The organism is Rhizobium sp. P2_G9 (genome assembly GCF_056403475.1).
Map to the genome: position 1 here is coordinate 24359 of NZ_JBFUFK010000067.1, position 6585 is coordinate 30943.

The window sequence follows — 6585 nt, forward strand, 5'->3', positions numbered from 1 at the left end:
GGCGCGTGCCTGCCCCAAGCATCGCCGAATTCTAGGTGGGTGAAGTCTGATGAGCGCGCCCCATCCAATCTCCCCCCTTGAGGGGGAGATGCCCGGCAGGGCAGAGGGGGGTAACTCGCGCATGCAAACGTTCAAAGGCTACACCGTCAAATGCCGGCGCGCCTCGGATGTGTCCAGCGTCTCGGCTAGACCCTGGTGGACGATCTCGCCGCGATCCATGATGTAGACATGGTCGGCGAGTTCGCGGCAGAAATCAAGGTATTGTTCGACCAGCAGAATTGCCATGCCGGTCGAGTCACGCAGATAGCGGATAGCCCGGCCGATATCCTTGATGATCGACGGCTGAATGCCTTCGGTGGGCTCGTCGAGGACCAGGATTTTTGGCCGCGTCACCAGCGCCCGGCCGATGGCGAGCTGCTGCTGCTGGCCGCCGGACAGGTCGCCGCCGCGGCGGCCGAGCATGGATTGCAGCACGGGGAAGAGGCTGAAGATATCGTCTGGGATCGAGCGGTCAGCGCGCTTGAGCGGGGCATAGCCGCTTTCGAGGTTTTCCTTGACAGTGAGCAGCGGGAAGATTTCGCGCCCCTGCGGCACATAGCCGATGCCGAGCTTGGCGCGGGCATAGGGCGGCAAGCCGTTCATCGGCCTGTCGTTAAAGGTCGCGGTGCCGGCGGAGAGCGGATGCTGGCCGGTAATGGCGCGCAGCAGCGAGGATTTGCCGACACCGTTGCGGCCGAGCACGCAGGTGATCTTGCCCATTTCGGCTTTCATCGAGATGCCGCGCAGGGCCTGGGCGGCGCCGTAATGGAGGTTGGCGTTTTCGACGGTCAGCATGCGGGGAGCCCCTGTTTTCCGGGGTTACCCCCCTCTGTCCTGCCGGACATCTCCCCCTCAAGGGGGGAGATTGACCCGAGGCGGCCGCTCGGCCTGACCGCGAGGTTTCTGATGAGATGGTGACGGTGCCTCTTGCCGATCTCCCCCCTTGAGGGGGAGATGCCCGGCAGGGCAGAGGGGGGTACCAAGAATTCCAACGTTGACATCTTCATCGCCCCAGATAGTTTTCGATCACTTTCGGATCGGAACTGACAAAATCGATCGACCCTTCCGCCAGCACCGAGCCTTCCGCCAGGCACGTCACCTTGACGCCGAGATCGCGGATGAAGCCCATGTCGTGCTCGACCACCACGACCGAACGGGTCTTGGCGATCTCCTTCAGCAGAATAGCTGTCTCGGCCGTCTCCGCGTCGGTCATGCCGGCGACGGGTTCGTCTACGAGAAGCAGCTTCGGTTCCTGCGCGAGCAGCATGCCGATCTCCAGCCATTGCTTCTGGCCGTGGCTGAGATTGGCGGCGTAATCATCTTTGCGGGCAGTGAGCCGCACCGTTTCGAGGATTTCCTCGATGCGGGTCTTGTCGGCCGGCGTCAGCGTATAGAACAGCGTGGCGAAGACGCCACGGTTGCGGTTGAGCGCCAGTTCAAGATTGTCCCAGACCGTGTGGCTTTCAAACACGGTCGGTTTCTGGAATTTGCGGCCGATGCCGAGCTGGGCGATGTCGGCCTCGTCCTTCTTGGTCAGGTCGATCGTGCCGTTGAAGAAGACCTCGCCCTGGTCGGGCCGGGTCTTGCCGGTGATGATGTCCATCATCGTCGTCTTGCCGGCACCGTTTGGGCCGATAATGGCGCGCAGCTCACCCGGTTCGACGACGAAGGACAGCGAATTGAGCGCCTTGAAGCCATCGAAGGAGACGGAGACGCCGTTCAGGTAGAGGATGCTGGTGGGTTTTTCGGGTGCGTTGATCGGGGGCATCTCGTCTACTCCGCAGCTTCGGGTTCGGCGCCGGTGGGGATCATGGCCGCCTTTTCGCGGGCTGCCGCCATACGGTAGGATTGCCGGGTCTTGATCGACTGCTGGATGGTGCCGGCGATACCCTTGGGCAGGAGGAGCGTGGTGAGCACGAAGAGGCCGCCCAGTGCAAACAGCCAGTAATCGGGGAAAAGGCCGGTGAAGATGGTCTTGCCGCCATTGACCAGGATCGCGCCGATGATCGGGCCGATCAGCGTCGAGCGTCCGCCGACAGCCGTCCAGATGACGACCTCGATCGAATTGGCGGGTGCGAATTCGCCGGGATTGATGATGCCGACCTGCGGCACATAGAGCGCGCCGGCAATGCCGGCCATCATCGCCGAGACGACGAAGGTGAAGAGTTTCATGTTCTCGACCCGGAAGCCGAGGAAGCGCACCCGGCTTTCGGCATCGCGCACTCCGATCAGCACCTTGCCGTATTTCGAACGGACGATTGCCGAGGCGATAAGCAGAGCAAGGGCGAGGAAGACTGCGGTGGCGGCGAAGAGGCTAGCGCGGGTAGCGTTGGCCTGGATGTTGAAGCCGAGAATGTCCTTGAAATCGGTCATGCCATTGTTGCCGCCGAACCCCATGTCATTGCGGAAGAAGGCGAGCAGCAGCGCATAGGTCATCGCCTGGGTGATGATCGACAGGTAAACGCCGTTGACGCGGCTGCGGAAGGCGAACCAGCCGAAAATGAAGGCGAGCAGGCCAGGCACCACAAGCACCATCAGTGCGGCAAACCAGAACATGTCGAAGCCATGCCAGAACCAGGGCAGGTCTTTCCAGTTGAGGAAGACCATGAAGTCCGGCAGCAGCGGATTGCCATAGACGCCGCGCGAGCCGATCTGGCGCATCAGATACATGCCCATCGCATAGCCGCCGAGTGCGAAGAAGGCGCCGTGACCAAGCGAGAGAATGCCGCAGAAGCCCCAGACGAGGTCGAGCGCCAGTGCCAGCATGGCATAGGTGAGATATTTGCCGAACAGCGACATGATATAGGTCGGAACATGCAGCGCGCTGTCTGGGCCGGTCATCAGGTTGAGGACCGGCACCAGCACCGCCAGCGCCAGCAGCACGAGCACGGCGACGACGATCTTGCGGTCCAGCGAGCGCAGGAGAAAAGCGGTTATCATGCTTCCACCGACCTTCCTTTGAGGGCGAACAGGCCGCGTGGCCGCTTCTGGATGAAGAGGATGATGAGGACGAGAACCAGGATCTTGCCGAGAACAGCGCCAGCATAGGGTTCGAGGAACTTGTTGAGGATGCCGAGCGAAAACGCGCCGACCAGCGTGCCCCAGAGATTGCCGACGCCGCCGAACACCACGACCATGAAGCTGTCGATGATGTAGCCCTGGCCGAGATTGGGTGAGACATTGTCGATCTGGCTGAGCGCCACGCCGGCAATGCCGGCAATGCCGGAGCCGAGCGCAAAAGTGGCCGCATCGACCCAGGGCGTGCGAATGCCCATCGACGAGGCCATGCGGCGGTTCTGGGTGACGGCGCGCATCTGTAGCCCCATCGGCGTCTGCTTGAGGATGAACAGCAGGGCGGCGAAAACGGCGAGCGCGAAGACGATGATCCAGGTGCGGTTCCAGGTAAATGTCAGGCCACCGACATCGAAGGAGCCGGACATCCAGGACGGATTGGTGACTTCGCGGTTGGTTGGGCCGAAAATGGTGCGCACGCCCTGCTGCAGAATGAGCGATATGCCCCAGGTGGCGAGCAGGGTTTCGAGCGGCCGGCCATACAGGAAGCGGATCACCAGCCGTTCGATCACCAGGCCGACGAAGCCGGTGAAGAGGAAGGCGGACGGGACGGCGATCGCGAGTGAATAATCGGCGAGCTCCGGCGCCCAGGCGCCGATCGCCTGCTGTACCACGTAGGTGGTGTAGGCACCGATCATGACCATTTCGCCATGCGCCATGTTGATCACGCCCATGACGCCAAAGGTGATGGCGAGCCCGATGGCGGCGAGCAGCAGGATCGAGCCGAGCGAAACGCCGTAGGAAACATTCTGGGCGACATCCCAGAGCGCCAGTGAATGATTGATGCCGTCGATATCGGACTGGATGATCGGCTTGAGATCGGCCGGCGCGGTCTGCATCGCCATGGAAAGGATGGTCAGCGCGTCACGGTCGCCATGCGCGGCGATCAGGTCGATGGCCGCCTTTTTGTCGTCGGCCTTGGCGTCGGATTTCAGGATGATGACGGCGCGGGCAGCTTCCATGACGCCCTTGACCTCGCCGTCCTGCTCCTGCTTGAGGGCGGAGTTGAGGAGATCGAGGTTGGATGGGTCGGCGTCTTTCAGCATGCCCTGGGCGGCGGCAAGGCGGGCACTGCGGTCGGGCGACAGCAACGTCATCTGGGCGCTGACATCGTCAATCACCGCGCGCACGGAATTGTTGATCTTGACCTTGCTCATCGTGTCGGGATCGACATCAGCCACGGGCGTGCCCGTGATCGGGTCGACGAAGGATGGATTGTCATCGTCGCCCTGCTGCAGCAGCACCGGGCCGCCATCCTCGCTGACATAGAGCAGGCCATTGCTCAACGCGTCGAGGAGTTTTGCGACATGCGGGTCTCTGGAGGCGGCGAGCGCCTTGATGGCAGCCTCGCGTTCGGGGAATCCGCCGACGCCGAGCGCATTGACCAGCGTATGGATCTTGTCGTCTTCCTGGGCGCGAACGGTGCTGGCGAGTGCCGAAACCATCAGGCAAAAAGCAATGAAAACAATCTTGAGGGCGCGATTCATCGGCTTTTCGCCTCATTCACCGCCGATCACCGCAATCTTGCGATCGGCGCAGCGCCTCGCAGCGCTGGTTCAACCGGGCTTCCGCCCGGGCAAGCCCGGACGGAAGTGATCTTGGTGTGTTGTTGGGGTTTCACACCAGGAGATGTTTTAGACCGATATCAGGAACCCTTGCCGCCGCACTTGCCGGACTTCACATTGAAGTTGCCGCAGTTGAGGGGCTTGCGCCAATCGGAGATCAGGTCCTTGGAGTCCGGCAGGAAGTCCGACCATTCGTCGCCGACCACTTCCGGCGTCTGCTGAACGATGGTGAACTGGCCGTCGGCCTGGATTTCGCCGATCAGGACGGGCTTGGTGATGTGGTGGTTCGGCATCACGGTGGCATAGCCGCCGGAGAGGTTGGGAACGGTCACGCCGATGATCGAGTCGAGCACCTTGTCGGTGTCGGTCGTGCCGGCGGCCTGCACGGCCTTGACCCAGGCGTTGAAGCCGATATAGGCGGCTTCCATCGGGTCATTGGTCACGCGCTTCTTGTCCTTGGTATAGGCGTGCCATTCCTTGATGAACTTCTTGTTGGCCGGGCTTTCGACCGATTCAAAATAGTTCCAGGCGGCGAGATGGCCGACCAGCGGCTTGGTGTCGAGACCGGCGAGTTCCTCTTCGCCGACCGAGAAGGCGACGACCGGGATATCGGTGGCCTTGATGCCCTTGTTGCCCAGTTCCTTGTAGAACGGCACGTTGGCGTCGCCGTTGATGGTCGAGACGACGGCGGTCTTCTTGCCGGCCGAGCCGAAATCCTTGATCTTGGCCACTTCCGTCTGCCAATCGGAGAAACCGAACGGCGTATAATTGATCATGATGTCTTCCTTGGGGATACCCTTGGAAATCAGGTAGGCCTCAAGGATCTTGTTGGTCGTGCGCGGATAGACATAGTCCGTCCCTTCGAGCACGAAGCGCTTCACCTTCTCATTGTTGAGCAGGTAGTCGACGGCCGGGATCGCCTGCTGGTTGGGGGCAGCGCCGGTGTAGAAGATGTTGCGCGAGGACTCTTCGCCTTCATACTGGACCGGGTAGAAGAGGATGGAATTGGTCTCTTCGAAGACCGGCAGGACCGACTTGCGCGACGACGAGGTCCAGCAGCCGAACACGGCGGCGACATGGTCCTTCTGGATCAGCTCGCGGGCCTTTTCGGCAAACAGCGGCCAGTCCGATGCCGGGTCGACGACGACGGCTTCGAGCTTCTTGCCCAAGAGGCCGCCCTTCTTGTTCTGCTCGTCGATGAGCATCAGCATGACGTCCTTGAGCGTGGACTCGGAAATCGCCATGGTGCCGGACAGCGAATGCAGGATGCCAACCTTGATCGTATCCTCAGCGAAGGCTTGCACGGCGGAAAGCGACATGGCGCCTGCCAGCAATGCAGTGGTGATCATGTTCTTGAGTTTCATCTTGTTCCCCTCTCTTTTGAGCGTGAGGCAACGGGTTAAGATTGGGTTAAAGCCGTTGTCTGGCGGGAACTATCGTGCGAGATTGTGCACTGCGACATACGTCATATGACGTACCGGGCAGGGGGAAAGGGGGAAGGACGCAATATGCGTTTGGTCATCATGCAGGAGAATTACTGACCACGGGTTTGCGTTAACGCTTGCCGCCGGAGAAGATCTTATGAAGTTGATCGATCACCTTCATAAAGCCGGTGGTACCAGCTTGGCTAATTGCGTAGAAGACAGCAAACCCCGCGATCAGCCAGAAGCTGATTGTTCCCTTTAAAGCCAATAGATACAGAATGTATAGGACTGCGATGGCGGCGAAAACTTGAAGAGCTAGCGAAGAATATGCCTGCACTAGGCCGTAGACTCATAACGCGTTGATCCAGATGCGGGTAGCAATGATTTTGGCGGCGGCAAGGAAATTGGCTGGGTTCTTGTCGTAACGTGTTGCCATAGCTCGATATTGTTTGAGCTTATTGAAGAAGCGTTCGACGAGATTTCTT

5 protein-coding genes and 1 pseudogene are annotated in these 6585 nt (G+C 60.5%); all 6 read right to left on the minus strand.

The features are described 5' to 3' along the window. Positions 1–138: 138 nt before the first annotated feature. Entirely contained in the window at positions 139–834 is a 696-nt protein-coding gene (gene urtE, locus AC1DYF_RS36070) for an urea ABC transporter ATP-binding subunit UrtE (RefSeq protein ID WP_477883168.1), read from the minus strand. A gap of 208 nt (positions 835–1042) precedes the next feature. Continuing rightward, on the minus strand, positions 1043–1807 hold the full coding sequence (gene urtD / locus AC1DYF_RS36075; RefSeq protein WP_477883170.1) for an urea ABC transporter ATP-binding protein UrtD: 765 nt from the start codon (positions 1805–1807) through the stop codon (positions 1043–1045). 5 nt (positions 1808–1812) lie between these two features. Continuing rightward, a complete protein-coding gene (gene urtC / locus AC1DYF_RS36080; RefSeq protein WP_477883172.1) occupies positions 1813–2979 on the minus strand; it encodes an urea ABC transporter permease subunit UrtC in 1167 nt (388 codons plus the stop codon). Then, positions 2976–4598: an urea ABC transporter permease subunit UrtB gene (gene urtB, locus AC1DYF_RS36085; RefSeq protein WP_477883174.1), complete on the minus strand. Its 1623-nt coding sequence runs from the start codon at positions 4596–4598 to the stop codon at positions 2976–2978. The genes urtC and urtB overlap by 4 nt, the downstream gene beginning before the upstream one ends. A 158-nt stretch (positions 4599–4756) precedes the next feature. After that, complete coding sequence (gene urtA / locus AC1DYF_RS36090) at positions 4757–6040, minus strand: urea ABC transporter substrate-binding protein (protein WP_477883176.1); 1284 nt, start codon at positions 6038–6040, stop codon at positions 4757–4759. A 409-nt stretch (positions 6041–6449) separates the two neighbouring features. Next, positions 6450–6585: pseudogene (locus AC1DYF_RS36095) on the minus strand (IS5/IS1182 family transposase); the annotation flags it as partial.